This window comes from Nocardia sp. NPDC060249, assembly GCF_042728755.1.
Classification (GTDB): domain Bacteria; phylum Actinomycetota; class Actinomycetes; order Mycobacteriales; family Mycobacteriaceae; genus Nocardia.
In genome coordinates this window covers 330,398-355,214 of the sequence record NZ_JBHXAQ010000004.1, presented here as the reverse complement: position 1 = coordinate 355,214, position 24,817 = coordinate 330,398, and the positions used below count along the sequence as shown (strand labels likewise).

24 protein-coding genes and 3 tRNA genes are annotated in these 24,817 nt (G+C 67.4%); 14 read left to right on the top strand and 13 right to left on the bottom strand.

Annotated features, from left to right (window positions below; translation table 11 throughout):
• Nucleotides 1–43 precede the first annotated feature (43 nt).
• Nucleotides 44–883, top strand: coding sequence for an alpha/beta fold hydrolase (locus tag ACFWFP_RS18575; protein ID WP_379296530.1), 840 nt, complete (start codon nt 44–46; stop codon nt 881–883).
• Nucleotides 880–1,416, top strand: a complete 537-nt coding sequence (locus ACFWFP_RS18570; RefSeq protein WP_379296528.1) for a TetR/AcrR family transcriptional regulator — start codon at nt 880–882, stop codon at nt 1,414–1,416. Before ACFWFP_RS18575 ends, ACFWFP_RS18570 begins: the two co-directional genes overlap by 4 nt.
• A gap of 51 nt (nt 1,417–1,467) precedes the next feature.
• Here the strand turns inward: ACFWFP_RS18570 and ACFWFP_RS18565 are convergent.
• Nucleotides 1,468–1,550 (bottom strand) — tRNA-Leu (locus ACFWFP_RS18565).
• A gap of 219 nt (nt 1,551–1,769) precedes the next feature.
• On the opposite strand from ACFWFP_RS18565, the gene ACFWFP_RS18560 reads away from it, so the two are divergent.
• From ACFWFP_RS18560 to ACFWFP_RS18525, 8 genes are all read left to right on the top strand, one after another.
• On the top strand, nt 1,770–3,188 hold the full coding sequence (locus tag ACFWFP_RS18560; RefSeq protein ID WP_379296526.1) for a DUF3662 and FHA domain-containing protein: 1,419 nt from the start codon (nt 1,770–1,772) through the stop codon (nt 3,186–3,188).
• A gap of 168 nt (nt 3,189–3,356) precedes the next feature.
• Nucleotides 3,357–3,833, top strand: coding sequence for an FHA domain-containing protein (locus ACFWFP_RS18555; RefSeq protein WP_379296524.1), 477 nt, complete (start codon nt 3,357–3,359; stop codon nt 3,831–3,833).
• Nucleotides 3,830–5,278, top strand: a complete 1,449-nt coding sequence (locus tag ACFWFP_RS18550; protein WP_379296522.1) for a PP2C family protein-serine/threonine phosphatase — start codon at nt 3,830–3,832, stop codon at nt 5,276–5,278. Before ACFWFP_RS18555 ends, ACFWFP_RS18550 begins: the two co-directional genes overlap by 4 nt.
• Nucleotides 5,278–6,750, top strand: a complete 1,473-nt coding sequence (locus tag ACFWFP_RS18545; protein WP_378634561.1) for an FtsW/RodA/SpoVE family cell cycle protein — start codon at nt 5,278–5,280, stop codon at nt 6,748–6,750. Before ACFWFP_RS18550 ends, ACFWFP_RS18545 begins: the two co-directional genes overlap by 1 nt.
• On the top strand, nt 6,747–8,219 hold the full coding sequence (locus tag ACFWFP_RS18540) for a peptidoglycan D,D-transpeptidase FtsI family protein (protein WP_379296520.1): 1,473 nt from the start codon (nt 6,747–6,749) through the stop codon (nt 8,217–8,219). Before ACFWFP_RS18545 ends, ACFWFP_RS18540 begins: the two co-directional genes overlap by 4 nt.
• Nucleotides 8,220–8,256: 37 nt before the next feature.
• Entirely contained in the window at nt 8,257–9,792 is a 1,536-nt protein-coding gene (locus ACFWFP_RS18535) for a protein kinase (protein WP_379296518.1), read from the top strand.
• Nucleotides 9,789–11,684, top strand: coding sequence for a Stk1 family PASTA domain-containing Ser/Thr kinase (pknB, locus tag ACFWFP_RS18530; protein ID WP_379296516.1), 1,896 nt, complete (start codon nt 9,789–9,791; stop codon nt 11,682–11,684). The genes ACFWFP_RS18535 and pknB overlap by 4 nt, the downstream gene beginning before the upstream one ends.
• A 100-nt stretch (nt 11,685–11,784) precedes the next feature.
• Nucleotides 11,785–12,204, top strand: coding sequence for a CBS domain-containing protein (locus ACFWFP_RS18525; RefSeq protein ID WP_101465046.1), 420 nt, complete (start codon nt 11,785–11,787; stop codon nt 12,202–12,204).
• Nucleotide 12,205: 1 nt separating this feature from the next.
• Here the strand turns inward: ACFWFP_RS18525 and ACFWFP_RS18520 are convergent, their stop codons facing one another.
• The 3 genes from ACFWFP_RS18520 to ACFWFP_RS18510 form a co-directional block, all read right to left on the bottom strand.
• Nucleotides 12,206–12,664 carry a deaminase gene (locus ACFWFP_RS18520; RefSeq protein ID WP_379296514.1) on the bottom strand — a complete coding sequence of 153 codons (459 nt, stop codon included), beginning with the start codon at nt 12,662–12,664 and terminating at the stop codon, nt 12,206–12,208.
• 144 nt (nt 12,665–12,808) lie between these two features.
• Complete coding sequence (locus tag ACFWFP_RS18515) at nt 12,809–13,483, bottom strand: RibD family protein (protein WP_379296512.1); 675 nt, start codon at nt 13,481–13,483, stop codon at nt 12,809–12,811.
• Between the two features lie 8 nt (nt 13,484–13,491).
• Nucleotides 13,492–14,154, bottom strand: a complete 663-nt coding sequence (locus ACFWFP_RS18510) for an aminodeoxychorismate/anthranilate synthase component II (protein WP_379296510.1) — start codon at nt 14,152–14,154, stop codon at nt 13,492–13,494.
• A gap of 63 nt (nt 14,155–14,217) precedes the next feature.
• On the opposite strand from ACFWFP_RS18510, the gene crgA reads away from it, so the two are divergent.
• Nucleotides 14,218–14,481: a cell division protein CrgA gene (gene crgA, locus ACFWFP_RS18505; protein ID WP_378634580.1), complete on the top strand. Its 264-nt coding sequence runs from the start codon at nt 14,218–14,220 to the stop codon at nt 14,479–14,481.
• A gap of 85 nt (nt 14,482–14,566) precedes the next feature.
• A complete protein-coding gene (locus ACFWFP_RS18500; RefSeq protein ID WP_379296508.1) occupies nt 14,567–15,016 on the top strand; it encodes a PH domain-containing protein in 450 nt (149 codons plus the stop codon).
• A gap of 74 nt (nt 15,017–15,090) precedes the next feature.
• On the opposite strand, the gene ACFWFP_RS18495 is transcribed toward ACFWFP_RS18500, so the two are convergent.
• Nucleotides 15,091–15,624 (bottom strand): peptidylprolyl isomerase, encoded by a 534-nt coding sequence (locus tag ACFWFP_RS18495; protein ID WP_379296506.1) that lies wholly within the window; start codon nt 15,622–15,624, stop codon nt 15,091–15,093.
• Between the two features lie 69 nt (nt 15,625–15,693).
• Here ACFWFP_RS18495 and ACFWFP_RS18490 point away from each other — a divergent pair, with 69 nt between their 5' ends.
• On the top strand, nt 15,694–15,843 hold the full coding sequence (locus tag ACFWFP_RS18490) for a hypothetical protein (protein WP_170112099.1): 150 nt from the start codon (nt 15,694–15,696) through the stop codon (nt 15,841–15,843).
• Between the two features lie 13 nt (nt 15,844–15,856).
• Here the strand turns inward: ACFWFP_RS18490 and ACFWFP_RS18485 are convergent, their stop codons facing one another.
• Together ACFWFP_RS18485 and ACFWFP_RS18480 are read right to left on the bottom strand one after the other, a co-directional pair.
• Complete coding sequence (locus ACFWFP_RS18485) at nt 15,857–16,711, bottom strand: ABC transporter permease (protein WP_379296504.1); 855 nt, start codon at nt 16,709–16,711, stop codon at nt 15,857–15,859.
• Nucleotides 16,708–17,709: an ATP-binding cassette domain-containing protein gene (locus tag ACFWFP_RS18480; protein WP_379296503.1), complete on the bottom strand. Its 1,002-nt coding sequence runs from the start codon at nt 17,707–17,709 to the stop codon at nt 16,708–16,710. Before ACFWFP_RS18480 ends, ACFWFP_RS18485 begins: the two co-directional genes overlap by 4 nt.
• A gap of 607 nt (nt 17,710–18,316) precedes the next feature.
• On the opposite strand from ACFWFP_RS18480, the gene ACFWFP_RS18475 reads away from it, so the two are divergent.
• A complete protein-coding gene (locus ACFWFP_RS18475; RefSeq protein ID WP_379296501.1) occupies nt 18,317–19,900 on the top strand; it encodes a serine hydrolase domain-containing protein in 1,584 nt (527 codons plus the stop codon).
• A 21-nt stretch (nt 19,901–19,921) separates the two neighbouring features.
• Here the strand turns inward: ACFWFP_RS18475 and ACFWFP_RS18470 are convergent, their stop codons facing one another.
• The 6 genes from ACFWFP_RS18470 to gyrA form a co-directional block, all read right to left on the bottom strand.
• Nucleotides 19,922–20,830, bottom strand: coding sequence for an acyl-CoA dehydrogenase (locus tag ACFWFP_RS18470; RefSeq protein WP_379296499.1), 909 nt, complete (start codon nt 20,828–20,830; stop codon nt 19,922–19,924).
• Nucleotides 20,831–20,835: 5 nt separating this feature from the next.
• A tRNA-Ala gene (locus ACFWFP_RS18465) sits at nt 20,836–20,908 on the bottom strand.
• Nucleotides 20,909–20,940: 32 nt separating this feature from the next.
• Entirely contained in the window at nt 20,941–21,048 is a 108-nt protein-coding gene (locus tag ACFWFP_RS18460; RefSeq protein WP_211300361.1) for a DLW-39 family protein, read from the bottom strand.
• A gap of 29 nt (nt 21,049–21,077) precedes the next feature.
• Nucleotides 21,078–21,151 (bottom strand) — tRNA-Ile (locus tag ACFWFP_RS18455).
• 133 nt (nt 21,152–21,284) lie between these two features.
• On the bottom strand, nt 21,285–22,256 hold the full coding sequence (locus ACFWFP_RS18450; protein ID WP_379296497.1) for a DUF3566 domain-containing protein: 972 nt from the start codon (nt 22,254–22,256) through the stop codon (nt 21,285–21,287).
• 42 nt (nt 22,257–22,298) lie between these two features.
• Entirely contained in the window at nt 22,299–24,806 is a 2,508-nt protein-coding gene (gyrA, locus tag ACFWFP_RS18445) for a DNA gyrase subunit A (RefSeq protein WP_379296495.1), read from the bottom strand.
• Nucleotides 24,807–24,817: the final 11 nt, after the last annotated feature.

Here is a 24,817-nt window from a genome sequence, read left to right as displayed (position 1 = left end):
CCCGACCCTTGACCGACCGGTCGGTCATGGCTACCGTCGATCCATGACACCGTTCACCGTCACCACGCGGTACGGCGAGATCGCGGTCCACCTGAGCGGATGCTCACCCGATGACGCACCGGGACTGCTGCTGCTGCACGCGAATCCGGGTGGCCATCGCGACTTCGATCAGATCGTCTCCGCGCTGGGCACGACGTGGGCCGTCGCCGCGGTCGACTGGCCGGGCTATGGCGCGTCCACGGTGGTCGACCCGAACGCCATCACCGTCGACGCGCTCGGCGACGTCGCTGTGGAGGTGGCGAAGTCGTTGGCGCAGCGCGGTTTCGGTTCGCTCACCGTGATCGGCAACAGTGTCGGCGGCTACGCCGCGGTGCGGCTGGCCGAACGCGCACCGGATCTGGTGCGCGGGCTGTTGCTGGTGCAGTCGGCAGGCTTCGCACCACTGAATCCGTTGACCAGAGCCATGTTCCGGCTGATCGCCCGCCCTTCGGTCGCCCGGCGCTTCGTCGTCCCGCACGCGCGGCTGTACTTGGGCTCGCTACGCAACGAGGGTGTTCGCCCTCTCTTCGAGCGGGCCCGCCAGGTATCCGCCGATCCGATCCGGCTCGCCGTGTACCGCAGTCTCTGGCGGAGCCTGGACGACCCACGCGTCGACCTGCCCGCCGCGGCGCCACTGCTGCCCGGCCTACCCGTCCAGGTTGTCTGGGGCCGCGACGACCCGACCAATCCCTGGCTGGTGAACCGGCGCGGCATCACCCGCGCCCTGCCCCACGCGCAGGTCGTCGTCCTGCCCACCCGGCACGAACCGTTCGCACAGGCACCCGGGTTGTTCCTCGACGCCGTGCGTGAGTTCCTCACCGACCGTGCTGGAATGCGGCCATGAGATCCGCCGAACCCGGACGCCGCGCCCTCTTGAACGCGGGCAGGCAGCTGCTGGCCACCGAGAATCTGAGCAAGCTCTCGGTCAACGCGATCGCGGCCGAGGCGAAAATGGCCAAGGGCAGCTTCTACCAGCACTGGCCGAGCCGGGAGTCCTACATCCTCGCCCTGCACCGCGCCTTCCACGACGATCTCGACGACCAGGTCAGCACGGCGACCGCCGACCTGCCGCCCGGCGAAGCACGCCTCGCGGCCGGGATCGCGGCTTACCTCGACGGCTGCCTGGCCGCCCCCGCGACGAAGGGCCTCCTGGTACAGGCCAGAACCGACGCGGGCCTGGCCACCGAGGTGAGCGCCCGCAACCGCGCCGCCGCCGACCTGCTCGCCACGAACCTCACGGCGATGGGCTGGACCGACGCGGCGCCGGTCGCTGTCCTGTTGGTAGCCGCGATAGCCGAGACCGCCCTGCTCGAGCTGGACGCGCACTCGCCCCGCCCGGATCTGCGCGCGGCCCTGCTTCGCATCGCCCGTCACTGACCCCGGAAACGACCGAAGGCCCGATCCAGAAGGATCGAGCCTTTAGTCTTGTGGGCGAAGGGGGACTTGAACCCCCACGTCCTTACGGACACTGGCACCTGAAGCCAGCGCGTCTGCCATTCCGCCACTCGCCCGAGCGACTGGAAAAATCTAACATGCCCCGCGGCCGAAAATAAAATCGATTCCCTGACCTGCGGCGATGCCGATTGAAAGGGCGCGGGAACTGGGTCACGCCGCCGGGAGTTACCCAGGTAGAGGATCGTGGATATCATGCAAGGAACGTGGTCGGGTCCGGACACGCCGTAACCAGCGTGTCGAGGAGGGCGGACACGCGCACCGAAGGGAGGGCTGTGATGGGCATCGTGTCGAGATTCGAACGTCGCTTGCAGGGCGCCGTCGGTGACGTGTTCGCGAGGGTGTTCGGCGGCAGTGTGGTTCCCCAGGAGGTGGAGGCCGCGCTGCAGCAGGAAGCCGCAGATCAGATCCAGGATCTGGAGGGCGGGCACCGTCTCGCCCCGAACAGTTACGTGATCACGATCAACGAAACCGATCACGGCAAGCTCGACGCCGATCACGACCTGACAACCAAAGCGTTCGCCAAACATCTGCAGGATTACATCCGCGAGCAGGGCTGGCAGACCTACGGCGAAGTACACGTGGCGTTCGAGGCATCACCTACGCTGCACACCGGAATGTTCAGAGCGAGCGGCCGCGTCGACCCCGACGCCGGCCGCGGGACGGCCCCGCCTCGCCCCGGACCGCCACAACGACCCGCACACCCGCAACCAGGAGCTGGCCCCATGACGCATAACTCAGGCTACGAGCCAAGCCGAGAGCCCGCGGAGTCCGATCCACGCAACCGCGGGTACGCACCGCCGCCCGCCGGCGCACCAGGGGCTTCCTACCCGGCCGACGATTACGGCCGCGGTGGCGGCTACGGCGCGCCCGAGGCGCAGCCCGGATACGGCGACGCGTACGGCCAGCAGGGTGGCGAATACCAGAACGGCTACGACCCCGCCGCGCCCGCGCAGCAGGGCTACGGCCAGCAGGGTGGCTACGGCGCCGCGCCCGCGTACGGCGAGCCCGGTTACGACCAGCAGGGCGGGTACGGCCAGCAGGCCTACAGCCAGCAGGGCGGCTACGGCGCGCAAGGCGGTTACGCCGAGCCCGGCTACGACCAGCAGGGTGGCTACGGCCAGCAGGGCTACGCCGAACCCCAGCAGGGTGGATACGGCCAGCAGGGTGGGTACGGCCAGCAGGGCTACGCCGATCCGGGCTACGACCAGCAGGGTGGCTACGGCCAGCAGGGCTACGCCGAACCCCAGCAGCAGGGCTACGGCCAGCAGGGATACGGCGCGCAGCCCGGTTACGCCGAGCCCGCCTACGGCCAGGAGGAGCAGGGCGGCTACGCCCAGCCCGCCGCCGGTTACGGCCAGCAGGGCTACGGCCAGCAGCAGGGCGCGGGCTACGGCGCCGCCCAGTCGAGCTACTCGGCCACGCTCCAGCTCGACGACGGCAGCGGCCGCACCTACGCGCTGCGCGAGGGCTCCAACATCATCGGCCGCGGCCAGGACGCCCATTTCCGGCTACCCGACACGGGGGTGTCGCGTCGCCATATCGAGGTGCGCTGGGACGGCCAGACGGCCATGCTCTCGGACCTGGGTTCGACCAACGGAACGCTCGTCAACGGTTCCCCCGTGCAGGATTGGCAGCTCGCCGATGGCGACGTCATCCGGGCCGGACATTCCGAGATCCTGATCCGGATCGTCTGATCCCGTAAGCTGCGCGGTGCACGTCACGAGTCGACGCTGTCGGCTCTATGATGCTGCCATTACACGCACGGTCCCGACCTCGGGGCCCGCAAGCCAGCACGCTGGTGGGGGTGGTTCGCCCCGCACCTGCCGTACCGACGTACCCGGGCGAACAGGAGGTGGAACGCCGTGCAGGGATTGATCCTGCAATTGACCCGCGCGGGGTTCCTGCTGCTGCTCTGGTTGTTCGTCTGGGCCGTTCTGCGGACCTTGCGCAGCGATATCTACGCGGCATCCGGCATACGGATACAGCCGAGGGCAACCCGCGGAAATCGCGGATCCATCGGACTGCCCTCCTTCAGCCGAAGCCAGAAGGGCGCCAAGTATCTAGTGGTGACTCATGGTTCACTCGCCGGCACTCGAATCACCCTCGGCACGCAACCGGTTCTCATCGGACGCGCCGACGATTCCACGCTGGTACTCACCGACGACTACGCCTCGACCAGGCACGCGCGACTGTCTCAGCGTGGTGACGACTGGTACGTGGAAGACCTCGGTTCCACCAACGGCACATATCTAGACCGCGCGAAAGTCACCACCGCCGTCCGTGTTCCGCTCGGCACTGCTGTGCGAGTCGGCAAAACAGTGATCGAGCTGCGATCGTGACACTTGTTCTGCGCTACACCGCGCGAAGCGACCGCGGACTCGTCCGGGGCAACAACGAAGATTCGGTCTACGCGGGCGCACGCCTGCTAGCGCTGGCCGACGGCATGGGTGGCCACGCCGCCGGAGAAGTGGCCTCCCAGTTGATGATCGCCGCGCTGGCGCATCTCGACGACGACGAGCCGGGCGACGACATCCTCGGCAAGCTCGACCACGCCACGCATTCCGGCAATGCCGCCATCGCCGACCACGTGGAGGCCGAACCCGAACTCGACGGCATGGGCACCACGCTCACCGCCATCCTGTTCGCGGGCCGCAAGCTCGGCCTGGTCCACATCGGCGACTCGCGTGCCTACCTGCTGCGCGACAGCGAACTCGCCCAGATCACCCGCGACGACACGTTCGTGCAGTCGCTGGTCGACGAGGGCCGGATCACCGCCGAACAGGCGCACACCCACCCGCAGCGTTCGCTGATCATGCGTGCCCTCACCGGCAACGAGATCGAGCCGACGCTGATCATGCGCGAGGCCCGCGCCGGTGATCGTTATCTTCTGTGCTCCGACGGACTTTCGGATGTGGTGAGCGACGAGACCATCGGCAACACCATGCGCGAGGGCAACACCGACGAGTGCGCCGACCGGCTCATCGAACTGGCGCTGCGCAGTGGTGGTCCGGACAATGTGACCGTTGTCGTCGCCGATGTGATCGACCTCGACTACGGGCAGAGCCACCCGATTCTCGCCGGCGCCGCCTCCACCGAAGAGGAGGAGGACTCCCCGCCGCCGAACACCGCGGCCGGGCGTGCCGCCGCCATGCGTCCGCCGCGGGCGCAACCGCGCCGGGCCGCCGCCGCACCGCCGCCGCCGGAGACGAAGTCGCACAAGCTGCGCTGGCTGCTGCTGTCGCTGGCGTTGATCGCCGCGGTCGCCGTCGGACTCGTGGTGGGCTACAAGATGATTCGCAGCAACTACTACGTGGGCGCCGACAACGACAAGGTGGTCGTGATGCGCGGCCTGCCCGGTTCGATCCTCGGCTACTCGATCCACGATGTGGAGCTGACCGGCTGTGTGAACAGCAAGAGCGAACTCACGCTCGTCGAGGTCGGCAAGTCCGCGCCGAGTGGGTGCAAGCCGCTGATGGTCAGTGACCTGAAGCAGACCGGGCGCGACCAGGTGCAGAAGGGCCTGCCGCCGGATTCGCTGGACAAGGCGCGCGGCAGCATGAAGGTGCTGGCGCAGAACGAGCTTCTGCCGCCGTGCCCGAAGAAGGAATCGGTGCCGCAGCCCGGCGTGCTGCCGCCCGAGCAGACCCCGGTGATCCCCGGTGGCGCACCGACACCCGGCCCCGACCAGCCCGCGACACCGACCACGACCACGCCTGCCCCGACCACCACCGTCCCCCCGACAACCCCGCAGATCTCAGGGGAGAACTGCCGGGTGACGGACTGATGTCCGCACCGCCACCGCCGTCGGCTGGGGCGTTCCCCAGTCCCCCTGGTGGATTCGCGCCGGCGCCGCCGCCGTCGACGCGACGCAACCAGGAGTTGCTGCTGCTGGCGGGCGCGGCGGGTATCACGACGGTGTCGTTGTTCATCGTCGAGGCGAGCCAGGAACAGTCGATCACCACCGACATCGCCAAGTACGGGGTGGCGTTCCTCGCGCTGTTCGGCATCGCCCATCTCGCGGTGCGGCGGTTCGCGCCGTTCGCCGACCCGCTCCTCCTACCGATTGTGGCGCTGCTCAACGGATTGGGGCTGGTGCTGATCCACCGGCTCGATCTCGCCGAAGCGCAGAAGGCGGCGTACGACGCGACATCGGTCCCCTCCCCCGACGCCAACCAGCAGATCATGTGGACCGGCCTCGGCATCGTGGTGTTCATCAGCCTGCTCATCGTCTTGCGGGACTACCGCACGCTGGCGCGCTACACCTACACACTAGGCCTGGTAGGCCTGGTCGCGCTGGCGATTCCGGCACTGTTGCCGAGCCGGTTCTCCGAAGTCAACGGCGCCAAGATCTGGATCCGGCTGCCCGGATTCAGCATGCAGCCGGGCGAATTCGCGAAGATCCTGCTGATCATCTTCTTCGCGGGCGTGCTGGTGGCCAAGCGTGACCTGTTCACCGCGGCGGGCAAGCACTTCCTCGGCATGGAGTGGCCGCGACCACGCGATATGGGCCCGATCCTGATCGTGTGGATCGTCTGCATCGGCGTGCTCGTGCTCGAAAAGGACCTCGGCACTTCGCTGCTCATCTTCGGCACGGTGCTGGTGATGATCTACATCGCCACCGAACGGGTGGGCTGGCTGATCATCGGCGGCGGCCTGCTCGCGCTCGGATTCGTCTTCGCCTACGAGCTGTTCGGGCACGTGCGCGTGCGCGTTGACACCTGGCTGCACCCGTTCGACGACTACCACAACACCGGATACCAGATCTCCCAGTCGATGTTCGGGTTCGCCACCGGCGGGCTCGCGGGCACCGGCCTCGGCAGCGGACGGCCCCAGCAGGTGCCCTTCGCCAAGACCGACTTCATCGTCACCACGATCGGCGAGGAACTGGGCCTGATCGGGCTCACCGCGGTGCTGATGCTGTTCCTGATCTTCATCGTGCGTGGGCTGCGCACCGCGCTGGCCGTGCGTGACAGCTTCGGCAAGCTGCTCGCGGCAGGCCTGTCGTTCACCATCGCGATCCAGATCTTCGTGGTCGTCGGCGGTGTCACCAAACTGATTCCCCTCACCGGTCTGACCACGCCGTTCATCTCCTACGGCGGTTCGTCGCTGCTGGCGAACTACGCGCTGCTCGGGCTGTTGATCAAGATCTCCGATGCGGCCCGCGCACCGGCACCGGCCCGTAAGCGCGCGCCCGCCCCGATCGCGGACGCGGCCACGGAACTGGTGCGCAGGCCGGAAAGCAGGGTGAGCGAATGAACACACCTCTGCGTCGCGTCGCCGTCGCCGTGATGGTGATGGTGGTGGCGTTGCTCGTGAACGCGACCTACCTGCAGGTGGTCAAGGCCGACGATCTGCGCAGCGATCCGCGCAACTCGCGCGTGCTGCTCGACGAGTACTCGCGCCAGCGCGGTCAGATCTCGGCGGGCGGCACGGTGCTCGCCGGGTCCGTCGCGACCGACGACCGGTACAAGTACCTGCGCGAATACCCCTCCGACCCGTCGGCGTACGCGCCGGTCACCGGTTTCTACTCGATGCAGTACGGCAAGACCGGGCTCGAGCTGGCCGAGGATCCGCTGCTCTCGGGCAACGACTCGAGCCTGTTCGGCCGTCGGCTCATCGACATGTTCTCCGGGCGCGATCCGCGCGGCGCGAACGTGCTCACCACGCTGAACCCGATGATGCAGCAGGTCGCCTACGAGCAGATGACGTCGAAGGGCTACACCGGCGCCGTCGTGGCGATCGAGCCGAGCACCGGCAAGATCTTGACCATGGTCTCCACGCCCAGCTACGACCCCAACGAGCTGTCGGGCCACGACGGCGCGGCGGGGCGTGCGGCGTGGGAACGACTGAGCACCGATCCGAGTCAGCCGATGCTCAATCGCGCCGTCTCGCAGACCTATCCGCCGGGGTCGACGTTCAAGACCGTCGTCACCGCGGCCGCGCTGTCCAACGGGGTCGCCGGCCCGAACGACCAGTTCACGGCCGCGCCCAACATCACCCTGCCCGGGACCAGCACCACGCTGGAGAACTACAACGGCAGCACCTGCGGTGACCAGCCGACGGCCAGCCTCTACGAAGCGTTCCGGCGTTCGTGCAACACCGCGTTCGTCGAGCTCGGCGTGAAGGTCGGCGCGGCCAAGCTCAAGGACGAGGCCGCCGCGTTCGGCATCGGCATCGAGGATCCGCCCGGTGTGCCGATCCCGGTCGCCGAATCGACCGTCGGCCCGATCCCGGACAACGCCGCACTCGGCCAGTCGAGCATCGGTCAGCGCGATGTGTCGGTGACGCCGCTCAATGTCGCGGTGATCGCCGCGACCATCGCCAACGGCGGCACCCGGATGCAGCCGTACCTGGTCGACCAGACCCAAGCGCCCGATCTGTCGGAGCTCAGCAAGACCAAACCGGTCAGCGTCGGGCAGGCAGTGAGTCCCCAGGTAGCGTCGACCCTGACAGATCTGATGGTTGCTTCGGAGGCCAACACCGCGGGCGGTGGACGGTCGCCGTACCAGATCGCGTCCAAGACCGGAACCGCCGAACACGGCAGTAATCCCCGTAACACCCCGCCACACGCCTGGTATATGGCCTTCGCGCCCGCGCAGAACCCGAAGATCGCCATCGCGGTGATCGTCGAGAACGGCGGCGATCGGGCGCTGGCGGCCACCGGAGGTTCGGTGGCCGCGCCGATCGCCAGGTCGGTACTGGACGCGGGCCTGGCAGGCGGCTGAACGAAATGAGTGTGCGAGTGACAACACGGGGGCCCCGATGCTGAACAACGGCGCCATGATCGCCGACCGCTACCGGCTGCAACGGCTCATCGCCACGGGCGGTATGGGTCAGGTGTGGGAGGCGATGGACACCCGGCTCGATCGCCGGGTGGCGGTCAAGGTCCTCAAGACCGAGTTCTCCGCCGACCCGACTTTCCGTGCGCGGTTCCGTGTCGAGGCGCGGACCACCGCGCAGCTCAACGCGCCCGGAATCGCGGGCATCTACGACTACGGCGAGACCACCGACCCGTCGGGCGGCGAGACCGCCTACCTGGTGATGGAGCTCGTGCAGGGCGAACCGCTCAACGCGGTGCTCAACCGGATGGGCAGGCTCTCGGTCGTCCAGGGTCTGGACATGCTCGAGCAGACCGGGCGCGCACTCGAGGTCGCGCACGCGGCCGGTGTGGTGCACCGTGACGTGAAGCCGGGCAACATCCTGGTGACGCCGACCGGGCAGGTGAAGATCACCGACTTCGGCATCGCCAAGGCGGTCGACGCCTCGCCGGTGACCAAGACCGGCATGGTGATGGGCACCGCCCAGTACATCGCGCCCGAACAGGCCGTCGGCGAGGACGCCACCGCGGCCTCGGATGTCTACTCCCTCGGCATCGTGGGCTACGAAGCACTGGCCGGCGTCCGCCCGTTCACCGGTGAAGGCGCGATCACGGTCGCGATGAAGCACGTGCGCGACGCACCGCCGCCGATGCCCGACGATCTGCCGGCGAACGTGCACGAACTGATCGCCATCACGATGGCCAAGGACCCGCTGCAGCGCTACAGCAGCGGCGGCGAGTTCGCCGATGCCGTGGCCGCGGTGCGGGCCGGACACATGCCGCCGGTCCCCGGTGGCGCCACCGGTCCGTCGTCGATGACCGGGGCCACCCGGATACTTCCACCCGGCCCGACGGTGGTGCTCCCCGCCGCAGCAGCCGCCGCGGCCGCGGCGGACTACGACGGCGCGACCATGCGTTTCGGCCATCAGCCCGGCGGTCCGGTCGGTCCGCCCACCGGCGGCTACAGCGGTCCGGCCACCCAGGCTTCCGCGCCGCCGCCGGTGCCCGCGAGCAATGCCAAGAACAACCAGAAGTGGCTGATCGCGCTCGGCGTCGGCGCGTTGCTGCTCGGCGGCGGTGTGCTGTGGCTGCTGTTCGGTGGTGAACCGAACCGGGATTCGGGAACCACGACCACCACCGTGCAGACCACCAGACCGCTGCCGCCGCCGGTGACCACTACCCGGCCGGTCCCGCCGCCGCCGGTGATCACCGAGGAACCGCCGACCACCACGCAACGCCCGCCGACGACCACCGAGCCGCCGACCACCACCACCGAGCCGCCGACCACCACGACGGCGCCGCCGACCACCACCACGACCAAGACCAAGCCGACCACCACGCCGAAGCCGACCAAACCGGAGCCGACCACCACGGCTCCGGCCGCAGGCACCACCACCGTCGGCCGTCCCCGGCTGCCCACCTTCGACCTGCCGTTCCCCGATAGCGACACGGCGGTAGGCCCGACCATAGGACAACCATGACGACCCCGAAGAATCTCTCCTCGCGGTACGAGCTGGGCGAGATCATCGGGTTCGGCGGCATGTCGGAGGTGCACCGCGCCCGCGACGTGCGGCTGTCGCGCGACGTGGCGATCAAGGTGCTGCGCGCCGATCTGGCCCGCGATCCCACGTTCTACCTGCGGTTCAAGCGCGAAGCCCAGAACGCGGCCGCGCTGAACCACCCGGCCATCGTGGCCGTGTACGACACCGGCGAAGCCACCGTCGACGGTGGGCCGCTGCCCTACATCGTCATGGAATACGTCGAGGGCGACACCCTGCGCGACATCGTGCGCGGCAAGGGACCGCTCGCGCCGCGCAAGGCGATGGAAGTCGTGGCCGATGTGTGCGCCGCGCTCGATTTCAGCCATAAGGCCGGGATCGTGCACCGCGACATGAAGCCGGCCAACATCATGATCAACCGTGCCGGTGCGGTGAAGGTGATGGACTTCGGTATCGCGCGCGCGATCGCCGACAGCGCCAACCCGATGACCCAGACCGCCGCGGTGATCGGCACCGCCCAGTACCTCTCGCCCGAGCAGGCCCGCGGCGAGACCGTCGACGCGCGCTCGGACGTGTACTCGGTGGGCTGTGTGCTCTTCGAGATCCTCACCGGGCAGCCGCCGTTCACCGGTGACTCGCCGGTCGCGGTCGCCTACCAGCATGTGAAGGAAGATCCGCCGCTGCCGTCGTCGGTCAATCCCGGCGTGCCGCGTGAGCTCGATTCGGTGATCCTCAAGGCGATGGCCAAGAACCCGGCCAACCGGTACCAGACGGCCGCGGAGATGCGGGCCGACCTGATCCGGGTGCTCGGCGGGCAGAAGCCCAGCGCGCCGATGGTGATGAACGAGGAAGACCGCACCGACTACGACGACGAGCCGGGGCCGCGGAGTTTTCACGATCGCCGCGACGACACCTCCGAGCACCCTGTGGTCGGGCCCGACGGCGAGGAACGCAACCGCACCGGGCTGATCGCCCTCGGTGTCGCGGCCGCGCTCGCCGTGGCGTTCGGCCTGTTCTGGGTGCTGGTCGGTCCGGGTAGCCGGGCCGATCAGGTCGCCGTCCCCGATCTGTCGGGCAAGACCGCCCAGCAGGCGCAGACCGCACTGCAGCAGGCCGGTTTCTATGTGGCCGTGCAGGAGAAACCGGACGGCAAGGTCGCGCCGGGCAATGTGATCGCGACTCAGCCGCTCGGCGGTTCGCGCATCGACGAGGGCAGCACCGTGACGCTGCAGATCTCGACCGGACCGACGCAGGTGCAGTTGCCGCGACTGATCGGCATGAGTCAGGCCGACGCCGAGCGGCAGCTGAATTCGCTCGGGCTGCAACTCGATCCGAATGTGGCACGCAAGCCGTCGAGTACGGCGGACACCGACAAGGTGATCGCGCAGGAGCCGAGTGCCGGTGTGCGGGTCGATATCGATCAGCCGATCATCATCACCCTCGGCGGCGGGCCGGAAGAGGTGCGAGTGCCGTCCGTGGTCGGCCAGGACATCTCCGTCGCCCAGCCGAATCTGGTGGATTCCGCCGGTTTCAAGGTCGATATCCAGGAAATGAAGTCCTCACTGCCGAAAGGCCAGGTGCTCGCCACGAACCCGGCAGGCGGCAGCAACGCGGAGAAGGGCTCCACCATCACGGTCCATGTCTCCGCCGGTGACCGCATCACCGTCCCCGATCTCACCGGGCTCACGCCGGTGCAGGCGCAGGAAAGGCTGCGCGGCGAAGGGTGGACCGGCCAGCTCAGCCAGACCACGGTGATCACCCTCGACGGCAGTGCCTCGGGCAAGGTCGTCGGGCAGAGCCCCGCGGCGGGTTCCTCGGTGACGATCAACGGCAACATCGTGCTGCACGTGGGAGCGTCGCCGATTCCGCGCTGAGGTCTCGATTGGATGGCGAACGCGTCCGCCGCGTCCGCGCGGGCGCAGAATGAGGCTGCTTTCATCCCATCCAGCGTTGCTGACGAGGAGGTAGCCCCCTATGACGACAGCCAGGGACATCATGAAGCCCGGTGCGCAGTGGATCACCCGTGGTGACACCGTATCGACCGCGGCGACGGCGATGGCCGATCTCGGGGTCGGATCGATCGTCGTCGCCGATGACGACGAGCGCATGTGCGGCATCATCACCGACCGCGACATCGTGGTGAAGTGCGTCGCGCTCGGTCTGTCACCTGATCTGACGACAGCGGCGGAACTCTGCGAGTCGACGCCACGGTGGGTCAGCGCGGACGCCGATGTGGAAGACGTGCTCGACCAGATGGAATCGCACCGGGTGAAGCGGATGCCGGTGATCGAGAACAAGCGCCTGGTCGGCATGATCAGCGAGGCCGATCTGGCCCGGCACCTCGACGACAATCAGCTCGGCGAATTCGTGACCGCCATCTACGGGCGGCCCTGAGCTAACTCAGGTCCAGGTGGGTGTTCATCGACATGGCCTCCGTGGCCAGGTCGGTGAGCTCCACCACGCGCACGCCATGGGTGCGGAGTTTGTCCACACCCTCGCAGGCGGCGACGAACAGGCTCGGCTCACGCCAGGCGATCACCACCGTGGGGATACCGGCGGCCAGAATGCGATCGGTGCACGGCAGCCGGGTCGCGGTGGCGCGGGTGGAGCACGGTTCGAGGGTGCTGTAGATCGTGGCCCTGGTCAGGCGAGGGTCGTCGGGGTCGAGCTTGTTCAGCGCGGACTCCTCGGCGTGCACCTTCTCGTCGGTTTCGCGGGAGAAGCCGGTCGCGATCTCCACCCCGTCGGCGACGATCACGGCGCCGACCGAATAGGCAGTCTCGCTGGGCGGACAGTTCCTGGCGAGCTCTATCGCCCTGTGCATGAACCGGTGGTCGGTGTCGTCGTGGCCCATGTCGTTTCCCTGTGGTCGGCGAGTTATCCACAACCCTGGCGTGATGTGGAATCGGTCATGTTCAGGTGTGGAGCAAAGTTGTCCGCGAAGTGTGGACAACTGAATTTTCCCAGGTCAGTGCAGTGATTTTGTTCGCGGTACCAGTTAGTTGAGGGGTGGGGGATCGGGGCTGACCAGGTAGTTCAGCACAGCGACATCCCCAAGTTGTTCCACACCCGCCAGGTGCAGCCTGCGACCGGCCCCACCGGGAAACTGCGCAGGTCCGACGAAGCGCGGCGCCGCCGGATCGCCGACCAGGATCGGCGCGATCGCCAGGCGGATCTCGTCGACCAGGTCGGCCGCGAGGAAGCCGGTGTGCATGCCGGTGCCCCCTTCGACCATCAGCCGGTGGATACCTCGCGTGCCGAGGTCGGCCACGAGGGCCGCGAGTGCGAGCCGCTCGCCGAGGCTGACCACCTCGGCGAGCCCGTCGAGCCGGTTGCCCAGCCGCGCCACCCCCGCATCGGAGGTGTAGACGAGTTTGTCGCCACCGGTGTGCCAGAAGCGCAGCCCCGGATCGAGCTCACCGGAATCGGTGACGGTCACCTTCACCGGAAACTCCGGTTTGCCCGCCGACACCCGGGCGGCCCGGCGCTCGGCGCTGTTCACCAGCAGGCGGGGATTGTCGGTGCGCAGCGTGTGCGCACCGATCAGGATCGCGTCGGACTCCGCGCGGATCTGATCGACCCGATCGAAATCGGCGGTGTTCGACAGCAGCAGTCGCTGCGCGCTCGCGTCGTCGATATAGCCGTCCAGACTCGCCGCCACCGACAACCGCACCCATGGCCTCACTGGGTGACCAGCGCGGCGACCTCCGCCTCGAGCGCGGAGACGAGTGCCTCGGACGGACGTTCGCCGCAGACCTCCAGCCAGTTGGCGAGCATCCGGTGGCCGCCCTGGGTGAGCACGGACTCGGGGTGGAACTGCACACCGTGGATGGGCAGCGTGCGGTGGCGCATCGCCATCACGATGCCGCTTTCGGTGTGGCCGACGACCACCAGTTCCTCGGGAATGGTGTCGGGGAGCACCGTGAGCGAGTGGTAGCGGGTGGCGGTGAACGGGTCGGGCAGACCGGCCAACACGCCGGACCCGAGATGGAAAACCTCGCTGGTCTTGCCGTGCAGCAGTTCGGGCGCGCGGTCGACGGTGCCGCCGAAGGCCTCGCCGATCGCCTGGTGCCCGAGACACACGCCGAGCAGCGGCTTGTTGTGCCTGGCGGCCGCGTGCACGAGCGGGATGCTCGCACCGGCCCGGTCGGGGCTGCCGGGGCCGGGGCTCACCAACACGCCGTCGAACGCTCCACCGTCGTCCCCCACGGTGAGCAGGCTGTCCAGATCGTCGAGGCGGGGGTCATCATTGCGCCAGACCACGACGTCGGCACCAAGCTGGCCGAGGTACTGCACCAGGTTGAACACGAAGCTGTCGTAGTTGTCGACGACCAATACACGCATGCGTCGAGGGTACGGGAGTTGCGATAGCCTAGGAGTTACCTGTACTCCGAATTCGAGGACGTCATGCCCAAGTCCAAGGTCCGCAAGAAGGCCGATTACACCCCGAGCCCCGCCAGCCGCACGCCGGTGAAGGTGAAAGCGGGGCCGTCGCCGGTCTGGTACGTCGCGATCATGCTGGGCTTCATGCTCGCCGGCCTGGTGTGGCTGATCGTCTACTACCTGGCGCAGGACCACATCGGCTTCATGCTCGATCTGGGCGCCTGGAACTTCCTGATCGGGTTCGGCCTGATGGTCATCGGCCTGGTCATGACCATGCGGTGGCGCTGATCGCAGCGGATTACACCGGTGTTATTCATGCACACCTGTGGATAACCCTGTGCACAACTCGAGGATAGAAGGGGCGAACAACCGCGTGAACGACGCACAACCCGTCTCGTGGTCGACCCCAATCGCAGGTCTGCTCGCCCTCAGCGGTGGCGGAATCCTGCTGGGCGTGATGGCAATCCTCGCCCAGGACGGCCCGAGCAGGCTGCTCATCGGCATCGCCGCGGTCGCGGTGCTGGCGATGTCGGTGCTCGGTATCCGGCAGCGCCCCCGGCTCACCATGGTTCCCGGCCCCGCGCCGCGCCTGGTGGTCGGCACGCTCACCGGCCCGAAGAACTACCCACTCGACCGGATCGACCGGATCCGGATGGTCTCCTACCGCCGCATCGGCCGCAAATCCGCGATGCTCGAGGTCGACGTGCGCCACGAGGACACCGAGCGATTGCTGATCTTCGGCCGCTGGGACCTCGGCACCAATCCCCACGACGTGTACGACGCCCTGGTCGTCAACGGCTTCGCCTCGGTGACCACCGACTGACGTTGTTTCACGTGAAGCAAAGAGAACTCCCCGCCGCGAGGATCCGCGGCGGGGAGTTCTGTGTGTGGCCTTGATCAGTCGATCGTCACTGCTGAGATGATGACAGGCTCTTCGGGGCGATCATTGCGATCGGTCTTCACCGAGGCGATGGCGTCGACGACCTTGCACGAATCGGGGTCGACCACCTCGCCGAAGATCGAGTGCTTGCGGTTGAGGTGCGGCTGCGCACCGACGGTGATGAAGAACTGCGAACCATTGGTTTCGGTACCCGCGCCCGCATTCGCCATCGCGAGCAGATAGCCGCGGTCGAAGCGCAGATCCGGGTGGAACTCGTCGGCGAACTCGAAGCCCGGCCCGCCACGGCCGGTGCCTGTCGGATCGCCACCCTGGATCATGAACCCCGGGATGATCCGGTGAAAGACGGCGCCGTCGTAGAACGGGCCACTTTCCGTCCCACCGGCATTGACGGTGGAGTACGGCGCGGTGCCGTCGGCGAGACCGACGAAGTTGCGCACCGTCTTCGGGGCGTGGTTACCGAAGAGCGCGATCCTGATATCGCCGTGGTTGGTGTGCAGAGTTGCCACGGCCGTCTGGTTGGGTGAGGTCACGCAGTTATGGTGCCACGCGGCACGCCGAATCCGTTTGTGCCACGTGGTCGAATGAAGGACAGTGGTCGAATGAAACTTCGTAACCCATTGCTCGCGTCGATCGCGCTCGCCGGAGCGGGCGCTCTGGCCTACCTGGCTCGCGCCAAGCGCCCGCAATTGCCGGAACCGGCCGCCGAGCCGCCGCGTCTGGGCTATTCCCGCAACGGCTCGGCGCACTAGTTCCGGCTCTTCCTCAGCGGCTGACCGACTTCTTGTACTGGATCTGAGCCAGCGGCACGAAGACGATCAGGATCACTACGATCCACACCAGTGTGGTGATCACCGGATGCTGCATCGGCCACGCCTGCGAGGGCGGCGCCATCGGGTTGACGTTGCCGAACAGGTCACGCACCGCCTGGGTGAGCGCCGAGACCGGATTCCATTCGGCGAAGACCCGCAGCGGGGCAGGCATGTTGTCGAGCGGAACGAACGCGTTGGACAGGAATGTCAGCGGGAAGATCACCATGAAGCTGGCGTTGTTGAACACCTCCGGCGCGCGCACGATCAGGCCGACCACGGCCATCATCCACGACAGCGCGTAGGCGAACAGCAGCATCAACGCATACGCCAGCACCGCGTCGAGGAACGATCCGCGGATCCGCCAGCCGACGACCAGACCGGTCAGCGACATCACCACCAGGCTGACGATGTTGATCACCACATCGCTGATCGTGCGCCCGACCAGCACCGCCGACGGCGCCATCGGCAGCGACCGAAACCGGTCGATGATGCCTTTCTGCATGTCTTCGGCCAGGCCCGCGCCGGTGAAGGTGGCGCCGAACACCACTGTCTGGGCGAAGATGCCGGCGATCAGGAACTCACGGTAGCCACCTTCGAGCCCGGGGACCGAAATCGCCGAGCCGAAGACGTAGGCGAACAGGAGCACGAACATGATCGGCGACATGGTCGTGAAGATCAGCACGTCGGGCACGCGTTTGATCTTGATGACGTTGCGTTTGGCGATGGTGATGCTGTCGCTCACCACCATCGACAGTCGTTCGCCGAGGCTGGGTGAATGCAGCTCGGTTTTGTCGAGTGTGACGGTCATCGGTTATTTCCTTCCGCGGCGCCCACGGTCTCCGACTCACGATCACCGTTGACGAGTTCTTCGGCCTCGTGCCCGGTGAGTGTCAGGAAGACGTCGTCGAGCGAGGGTCTGCGCAGGGCGACGTCGTTGATGTCCACCTTGTGCTCGGTGAGCCTGCCGATGGCGGCGACCAGGTCCTGTGACCCGTCGGAGACCGGCACGATGAGTTTGCGCAGGCCTGGTTCGAGATGGATCTCGCCGTCGGCGAGTCCGGTCAGCACCTGCTGGGCGACGGCGAGCTGGTCGACGGCGCCGACGGTGAGTTCGATCCGGTCGCCGCCGACGAGGGCCTTGAGTTCGTCGGCGGTGCCGCGGGCGATCACCTTGCCGTGGTCGATCACCGCGATCGAATCGGCGAGGCGGTCGGCCTCGTCCATGTACTGGGTGGTGAGCAGCAGGGTGGTGCCGCCGGCGACCAGCTCTTCGATGACGTCCCACAGGTCGAGCCGGGCACGCGGGTCCAGACCCGTGGTCGGCTCGTCGAGGAACAGCACCGGCGGGTTGGCCACCAGGGCGCCCGCCAGGTCGAGGCGCCTGCGCATACCACCCGAGTAGCCCTTCACCGGCCGGTCGGCGGCGTCGCTGAGGCGGAAGCGGTCGAGCAGTTCGCGGGCCCGCTCCTTACTGCGCTGGGTGCCGAGGTGGTAGAGCCTGCCGACCATTTCGAGGTTCTCGAAACCGGTGAGGTATTCGTCGACCGCGGAATATTGGCCGGAGGCGCCGATGCGCGAACGCAGGGCCTGTGGGTTGTCGAGCACGTCGATACCGGCGACGGTGGCGGTGCCCTCGTCGGGTATCAGCAAAGTGGTGAGAACGCGAACAGTCGTGGTCTTTCCCGCGCCGTTGGGGCCGAGAAGCGCGGTAACGGTACCTTCCGGCACGGACAGGTCGAGTCCGTCGAGGGCGACGAGCTGCCCATACCGTTTGACCAGACCCTCGGCGACGATTGCGTCGGGCATGATTCTCCTGAAGTCGTGGTTGGCGATGCTGTGCCCAGTATTGCCCTACCCACCGACAAGTCGCATCCGAAATTTCCGCGCGACCGCGTGTCAGATGTACACAATTGTTCGACATGCCGAAGTGTCGCGACACGCGGCGAATCGGACTGATTTTCTGTCTCCCGACACGAACAAGAGCACCTGTTCGCTGTGCGGTCGCCACCCGCGAGACGAGAACATGTTCACCGGCAATTCCCCGTAAAACCTTGCGTACCAGCCGATTCCGAGGTTCGTAAGACACCTGTCAGGTATCGGGAGCGCGTACCGTCCGATCACCACACCCCGGGCCACCGCCGGCACCCGCGCCGACACCCGAAAAAACTCGCGAACTCGCCCGGTGCGCGTACACGAATTCCGCGCGTATCGCGTAGGATCGTTCAGGTCGGCCCCTCCCCCCCGGGCCGACCCTACGCGGGCCTCGGCTAACTCCCCCCCTTCGCCGAGGCCCGCTCCCCATTTTCCGGCAAGGTCGCAGCTCGGCAGAACAGCCGAAGCGCACCGCGACGCCGAGCGTCACAGTCCGGCCACGTTCCGGCGATCACCCGGCAACCAGGGTTATCGTCGCCCAATGGTGCCTGGTCGCGGTGCGATCGCCGGGGTCGTCTTATCGATGACGATCCTCGTTGGTTGTAGCGGATCCACCGACGACACGCACACCACCACAACGGCCACCGCCGAGGTTCCCCCGAATCAAGTCGCCGGTGTCGCCCTGCCCGCCGACGCGGTCGGCAAAGCCATCGGACAGCTCGACGAACTGGTGGGCTCGCTGATGGACTCCAGCCGCATTCCCGGCATGGCTGTCGCCGTGGTCCACGGCGGAAAGACCGTGTACGCCAAGGGTTTCGGTGTTCGCGAGGCAGGCGCTCCCGACAAGGTCGACGCCGACACCGTCTTCCAGCTCGCCTCGGTGTCGAAGTCGCTCGCCGCGACCGTCGTGGCCAACCAGGTCGGCGCGGACACGATCGAGTGGACGACCCCCGTGGTCGCCCACCTCCCCTCGTTCGCGCTGGCCGACCCCGCGACCACCGCCCAGCTCACCGTCGGCGACCTGTTCGCGCACCGCAGCGGCCTGCCCGATCACGCGGGCGACCGGCTCGAAGACCTCGGCTACGACCAGGCCGCGATCTTCGGCAAGCTGCGCCTGGAACCTCTCGATCCCTTCCGGATCACCTACCACTACACCAACTTCGGGCTCACCGCCGGCGCCGAATCCGTGGCCGCGGCGGCCGGGAAGGATTGGGCCCAACTGTCGGCCGACGCCCTCTACACGCCACTCGGCATGCGCGACACCAGCTCGCGTTTCGACGATTTCCTCGCCCGGCCGAATCACGCGGTGGGACACGTGAACCTCGACGGCGACTGGGTGGCCCGCTACGTGCGCGACCCCGACCCCCAGTCCCCCGCGGGCGGCGCCAGCTCGTCGGTGAACGACATGGCCCGCTGGCTCACGATGCTGCTCGGTAACGGCACGGCAGGCGCGACGACCATCGCCCCACCCGAAGCGTTGCTGCCCGCCGTCACACCCCAGATCGTCTCGGCGCCGCCCACGTCCGCCACCGCGCGGGCGGGCAGCTACGGATACGGCTTCAACGTGTCGGTCTCCGCCGCCGGGCGCACCACCACCAGTCATTCCGGTGCCTTCGGCCTCGGCGCAGCGACCAACTTCCTGGTGATCCCGTCCGCCGACGTGGCCGTCGTCGCGCTGACGAACGCCGCGCCGCTCGGCATCCCGGAGACGCTGACCGCGGAGTTCGCCGATCTGGTGCAGTTCGGCGAGGTGCGCGAGGACTGGCGCGGCCTGTACCGCGACGCGTTCGCCGCCATCGACGATCCGGAAGGCGACCTGTCCGGCGAACCCGCCCCGGCGAATCCGGCGCCCGCCCAGCCACTACCGACCTACGAGGGCACTTACGACAGCGCCTACTGGGGGCCCGCCGCGATCGTCGCGACCGACACCGGCCTGCGCCTGACCATCGGCCCCGAGCAACGGACCTATCAACTCCGCCACTGGGACGGCGACACCTTCGCCTTCGACCTGAGCGGTGAGAACGCCCCACCCGGCAGCGTCACCTCGGCTCGATTCGCCGACGGCACACTGACGATCGACTACTTCGACCAGAGCGGCCTCGGCACGTTCACCAGGATCGATTGACACCGCGCCAGAACGAACTGATCAGGCCAGCGCGCGCCACGCGGTCGCCAGCCGCGCCGCCCTGACCTTGCCCGCGACCCCGAGCAACGGCGCATCACGCTCCCAGCGCTTCCTGACCTCCGGATCCACCGGCGCCCACAGCGGCTCCAGTTCGGTCCGCAGACCGGTCAGCCGATCGAAGATGCCCCCGAGCGCGATGTGGACACCCGGGGAGCTCGGGTCCTCGGCACCGACCCCACGCACCGCCGCAAACAGCGCCAGCAGCTGTTCTACGGGCTCCGCGGGCCACTGCGCTAGCCGGGCGACCCGAACGAGCTGACCGAGCACAGCGGCCACCACATGGAGGTCCTCGACCGTCCGGAACGGCTTCAGGTAGTCGGCATAGCCGTCACCGGGCAGTAGTTCGCCCGGCGCGGCGTCGAAAACGACTTCCGCGTGCGGGATCTCCGGGGCGAACGGCAGCGTGGGCAGCGGCGTCACCGCGGCGGACGCACCAGCGGGGACGAGCACGGCGCGCAGCAGCGGCCTGCCGTCGGGCTGGGTGCCGGAGCGGGCGATCACCAGGAAGCGATCGGCGAACGCGCCCAGCGTGGCGAAGGATTTGGTGCCGGTGACGGTGCCGTCCTCGCGCACGGTGGTCGTCATCGTCGACGGTCGCGCACCGGCGCCCTCGGTCGCGCACATCGAGGAGAGCTCGGCGGGATCGAGCGAGGGGACCAGCGCGTGCAGGGCTTCCTGATAACCACCGAGGAAAGCGGGACCTGTTCCCGCGCCGTCGAATCCGGCGATCGCGGCCCGATCCAGCGAACTCGCGAACCCGGCCGTCCTGGTGCGGTGTCGCGCCCAGTCCGCCGCGAAATCAGCCGAAACGGCGTCGGCGGGAGTGGCGGTGAGAAGAAAATCGAAGCTCGAAGAATACACAGCGTTCACAGATGTGGAGCCTAGGGGAATCGAACCCCTAACCCCTGCCTTGCAAAGGCAGTGCTCTGCCAATTGAGCTAAGGCCCCTTACCGGTCATCGACCGGTTGGCAACCCGAAATCAGCGGGTGGTGACCTCGCGCCAGAGGTCTGCGTCGTCGCGCTTGCGGAATTTGCTGACACCGATGAGAACGGCGATCACAACACCGACCATGAGGACAATCTTCATGATTCCCACCCTACTGTGCTGTTCGGGAGTGGGCCTAGGAGGACTTGAACCTCCGACCTCTTCGTTATCAGCGAAGCGCTCTAACCGCCTGAGCTATAGGCCCGAACTCATTTCGATCCCCGCCGGAGCAGTGAACCGCAACGAGAAACGAGGTTACCTTACCTGCCTGCCGATAACCAAAACGGCCGGTCAGACCCAGTTTCCTGGGACCGACCGGCCGTACCGGAAACCTGCTCCTAGTCGGGATCGGCCAGGGTTATCTGGATGCCGCCGACCAGATCGCAGCACTGGTTGTAGATGAACACGCCGACCGTGGCCAGCGCGGTGAACAGCACCACGTTGATCAGGCCGATCACACCCGCGTAGCCGAACACCGTGCCCGCGTCGATCAGGCTCGACGAGCTGCCCTCCTGGTTCAGCATCTCGCCCAGCGAGTTGTCCAGGTTGTCCCACACGCCCATGCCCGCCAGCACGATGTAGAGCAGGCCGACGGCCAGCATCCACACGAAGAACAGCGCGACACTGATCACCAGGGTGATCTTCAGCGTCGACCACGGGTCGATCCGGCGGATCTGCACGGTCGCGCGTAGTGGCTCACCCGACGCGGCGGCCGCGATGGCCACCGGAACCGCGGGCGAGACGCTACCCGCCGCGGCTGCCCGCGCGCTCGGCCCCATGTTGTGCTGGGGCTGCGGCGCCATCGGTAGTCCGGGCGGCGCCACCGGCGCCTCGGGTGCGGGGTGGCGCACGTCGGACAGGTCGGGCATGTCCTTGACCAGTTCCGGACGCGCGATACTGCGGGTCGGCCCGTCGATCCCGACGGACTTCACCATCGCCGCTTCCTTGCGCGCCGCCTTGGCCGCCAGGTCGGCAGTGGTGCGGGCGTTGGACGCCCCACTGCCCTTGAGACCGCCGTTGCCCGATGCCCCGGACGAAGGCCGCCCCTGACTCGGCGATTCGCCGGGCCGGTACAGGTTCGACTGCGGTTCACGCTGCGGAAGCTGAGCCCACCCGTCCTGGTAGGGCGAGGATTTGCTGCCCTTGCCGTCGAACGAATCGGTCCCGGCCGCACCGGATTCCGGCGCCGCGCCCTCGGCCGGACCGCCCTGGCGTGGGATCGGCCGCGGCGGGATCGGAGACGTGGCGATCCGCTCGGTGACGCCGTTGGTCTGGTTCCGATCGTCGTTCGACTGATTCGGTGTGGTCAATGGAATCCTCAGATCCGTTCGTTGCCGCCGCTATTTGGTGTGTTACTCCGAAGCCACGTCGCCGAGGAGCTGATCGGGATCGGGCTCGTCGGCGTTGCGCGCGATCGCTAGCAAGGTATCGCCATCCGCGAGGTTCATCAATCGCACGCCCTTGGTCTGGCGTCCGGCCTTACGAACCTGCTTGGCTGCGGTGCGGATGACGCCACCACTGGAAGTGATCGCGTACAACTCGTCCTCGTCGTCGACGATGAGCGCACCCACCAGGCTGCCACGCTTCGGATCGTATTGGATTGTCAATACGCCTTTTCCGCCACGTCCCTGCGCGGTGTACTCCTCGATCGCGGTCCGCTTCGCGTACCCGCCGGCCGTCGCGACCAGCAGATATGTCTCCAAACGCACCACATTGAGCGAGAGCAGCTCGTCGTCGGTGTTGAAGCGCATGCCCTGCACGCCAGAGGTGGCGCGACCCATCGGACGCAGCGCCTCATCGGTCGCCGCGAAGCGGATCGACTGACCGTGCGCCGAGACCAGGAGCAGGTCATCGTCGGACGAGCAGAGCACCGCACCGACCAATTCGTCGTCATCGCGCAGGTTCACCGCGACGATGCCGCCGGAGCGGTTGGAGTCGAAATCGGTGAGTTTCGACTTCTTCACCAGGCCCGCGCGTGTCGCGAGCACGAGGTACGGCGCGTCCTCGTAGGTCTTGAGCTGGATGATCTGGGCGATCTTCTCGTCCGGCTGGAAGGCGAGCAGGTTGGCCACGTGCTGACCGCGCGCGGTCCGGTTGGCCTCGGGCAGCTCATAGGCCTTGGCCCGGTAGACACGACCCTTGTTGGTGAAGAACAGCAGCCAGTCGTGCGTGGACGACACGAAGAAGTGCTTGACGATGTCGTCCTGCTTGAGGCCGGCGCCCATCACGCCCTTGCCGCCACGCTTCTGCGAGCGGTAGAGGTCGGTCTTGGTGCGCTTGGCGTAGCCGGTCTCGGTGATCGTGACCACCACGTCTTCGCGCGCGATCAGATCCTCGTCGGCGACGTCACCGTCGGCGGCGATGATCCTGGTCCGGCGGTCGTCGCCGTACTTCTCGACGATCTCGGCCAGCTCGTCGCGCACGATCGCGCGCTGACGCTCGGGCTTTTCGAGAATGTCCTTGTAGTCGGCGATCTCGATCTCGATCTTGGCCAGATCGTCGATGATGCGCTGACGTTCCAGGGCCGACAGACGACGCAGCTGCATGTCGAGGATGGCGGTCGACTGGATCTCGTCGATGTCGAGCAGCTGCATCAGGCCGGTGCGCGCGGTATCGGTGTTGGCCGCCCCGCGGATCAACGCGATGACCTGGTCGAGCATGTCCAGCGCCTTGACCAGGCCGCGCAGGATGTGGGCCCGCTCCTCGGCCTTGCGCAGCAGGTAGCGGGTGCGCCGGACGATGACCTCGAGCTGGTGATTCACGTAGTAGCGAATCATCTGATCCAGTCGCAGCGTGCGCGGGACGCCGTCCACGATGGAGAGCATGTTCGCGCCGAAGCTGGTCTGCAGCTGGGTGTGCTTGTAGAGGTTGTTCAGCACCACCTTGGCCACCGCGTCACGCTTCACCGTGACCACGATGCGCATGCCGACACGGTCGGAGGACTCGTCGTGGATATCCGAGATACCCGCGATCTTCGCGTCCTTCACCTGCTCGGCGATGGAGTTGACGAAGTTGTCGGTATTGACCTGGTACGGCAGCTCGGTGATGACGATCGTGGTGCGGCCACGCGCGTCTTCCTCGATCTCGACCACACCGCGCATCCGGATCGAACCGCGACCGGTGGTGTAGGCGTCGTGGATGCCCTGACCGCCCACGATCAGGCCGTGGGTCGGGAAGTCGGGACCCTTGACCCGTTCCATGCAGGCGGCGAGGGTGGATTCCTCGTCGGCCTCGTAGTTCTCCAGCGCCCAGTAGATGGCCTCGGCCAGCTCGTTGAGGTTGTGCGGCGGGATGTTGGTGGCCATGCCGACCGCGATGCCGTTGGAGCCGTTCATCAGCAGGGCGGGCACGCGCGCGGGCAGCACGGTCGGCTCCTGCGAGCGACCGTCGTAGTTCGGGACGAAATCGACCGTCTCCTGGTCGATATCGCGCAGCATCTCCATCGCGAGCGGCGTCAGGCGGCACTCGGTGTACCGCATGGCGGCCGCGCCGTCGTTGCCGCGAGAACCGAAGTTGCCCTGTCCGTCGACCAGCGGGTAGCGCAGCGACCACGGCTGGGCCATGCGCACGAGAGTGTCGTAGATCGACGAGTCGCCGTGCGGGTGGTAGTTACCCATGGTCTCGGCGACCGGACGCGCGGACTTCACATAGCCGCGATCGGGGCGGTAGCCGTTGTCGTACATCGCGTAGAGCACGCGCCGGTGCACCGGCTTGAGGCCGTCGCGCACATCGGGCAGCGCGCGGCCCACGATCACGCTCATCGCGTAGTCGATGTAGCTGTTCTGCATTTCGGTCTGGATATCGACCGGTTCGGTCCGGTCGCCCGCACCGCCGGACGGTGGCAGCGTGGTCTCAGTCATCAAATCTCCTT